At 42.2% G+C, this 1,754-nt stretch carries 2 protein-coding genes; one reads left to right on the plus strand and one right to left on the minus strand.

Translation table 11 applies throughout. The features are described 5' to 3' along the window. Window positions 1-147 precede the first annotated feature (147 nt). The gene (locus QUA77_RS29020; protein ID WP_333042622.1) at window positions 148-321 is read right to left on the minus strand and encodes a hypothetical protein; all 174 of its coding nucleotides are present in this window, start codon (window positions 319-321) and stop codon (window positions 148-150) included. A 100-nt stretch (window positions 322-421) separates the two neighbouring features. Here QUA77_RS29020 and QUA77_RS29025 point away from each other — a divergent pair, with 100 nt between their 5' ends. After that, a complete protein-coding gene (locus tag QUA77_RS29025; protein WP_333454076.1) occupies window positions 422-1,741 on the plus strand; it encodes an IS4 family transposase in 1,320 nt (439 codons plus the stop codon). The last annotated feature ends 13 nt before the right edge of the window (window positions 1,742-1,754 follow it).

Here is a 1,754-nt window from a genome sequence, read left to right on the forward strand (position 1 = left end):
CCATTGGTAACAAGTTAGACAGGAGTAGATTTTGTCAATACCTCTTTGTGAATAAATATAATTGGTAATAATGATAATCAAATAAGGGGTAAGGGTGGGAGAGTCCGCTGTAGGAGGACTCTTCCACGCCGAGCGCGATTATCATTATTAATAAGTTGTGGGCTCGATTGGCGTGGCACTGCGATCGATAACAGCGGCGGGCGCTCGATAACAGTGGCGGGTGATCGATAACAGTGGCGGGCGATCGATAATAGTGGCACCACAGCCGTGCACGGCAACGTTGGGGCGAGCACGATCGATTGCGGGAGTTGGTATTATCAAACGATATAATTGACAAATAATTGAGCGATTGTGTAGGTCAATAAATATGGCTAAGAGTCAAAAAACCAACCGCGACCACGCCAAAAAAAACACAAGACCGATGGTGGAAGATGAAGCGATTGCCTCGCAACTATCGGCATTATTAACACCAGCCATCACCTCACAAGAAAATTACTACCGTCAACTAGGTTTACGAGGGAGAATTCTTAACCTGCCGTTGATGGTAGCAGCAGTATTAACTCTATTGTGGCGAGATGTAGCGGGGGTGACAGAACTTACAAGAATGCTGGCAAGATCAGGTTTTTTGTGGTGCAAGCCTACAACAGTCACTCAACAAGCAATGTCTCAAAGGTTTTTAAGTTTTCCCGCCACCTTATTTGAGGGAGTCTTCAAAAATTTATTGCCAAGTTTAAGAACTGCTTGGTATCAGAGAAACCAACGACCTCTACCAGAAAGCATTCAATTTGCCTTGACCAAATTTTCGAGAATTTGGATAGTGGATAGTTCAACGCTCGAAGCATTATTTTGCAAGCTCAAAAGCCTAGAAGATATACCAAAAGGGCAGTTAGCCGGAAAAATGGCAACAGTCATAAATTTAATGACCAGGCTCCCTGTTGATATTTGGTTTCTGGAAAACCCGAGAGCTTCTGATGTTAAGCTTGAAGAAAATATCCTGCAATTAGTGCCAAATAAAACCTTACTCTTACTGGATAGAGGATTTTATCATTTCAGCTTTTGGCTCCAATTAATTGAACGAGATATTCACTTAATTACTCGTCTAAAAAAAGGAGCATCCATTCAAATACAGCAAGTATTTACTAAAAGTTACGACCTGAGAGATAGTCTGGTACGTTTGGGTTCGGGAACTGCAAAAACTCCATTTATTACCTTACGTTTGATAGAAGTTCGTTCGGGTAAAACCTGGCATTCTTATTTGACAAGCGTGCTTGACCCTCAAGTATTACCACCCTACGTCGTGGCAGATTTATATCGTCGGCGCTGGAGAATTGAAGAAGCTTTCAATACCGTAAAAAGACTCTTGGGATTAAGTTATTTGTGGACGGGTTCTCTCAATGGAATTCAGCTTCAAATTTGGGGGACTTGGATATTTTATGCAATCTTGGTCGATTTAGGTGATGCCGTTGCTGACCAACTCTCTTTACCAATAGATTCGATTTCATTAGAAATGATTTACCGGGGTCTTTACCATTTTTATGTAGCCCGCCAACAAGGTAAGGCAACTGACCCGATAGAGTATTTCGCCGCGCCCGAAAATCGAGATTTAGGTATTGTTAAATCTCAACGAAAGCCCAATGTTAAGTTAATTGTTGCCCCTTTCCCCGATCGACAGCGAGGTCAGAACCAATTTTTCTTTGAGACATCTTCTCAAACCCCCTTGACAACTGCCATACAAGCTTAACTTGTTACCAATG

The sequence above is a fragment of the Microcoleus sp. K5-D4 genome (genome assembly GCF_036704575.1).
In the GTDB taxonomy this organism is placed as follows: Bacteria; Cyanobacteriota; Cyanobacteriia; order Cyanobacteriales; family Microcoleaceae; genus Microcoleus.

What these genes read in the sequence shown, in the direction of transcription:
- QUA77_RS29025 (WP_333454076.1), top strand. Translation starts at nt 422, where the DNA reads ATGGTGGAAGATGAAGCGATTGCCTCGCAACTATCGGCATTATTAACA.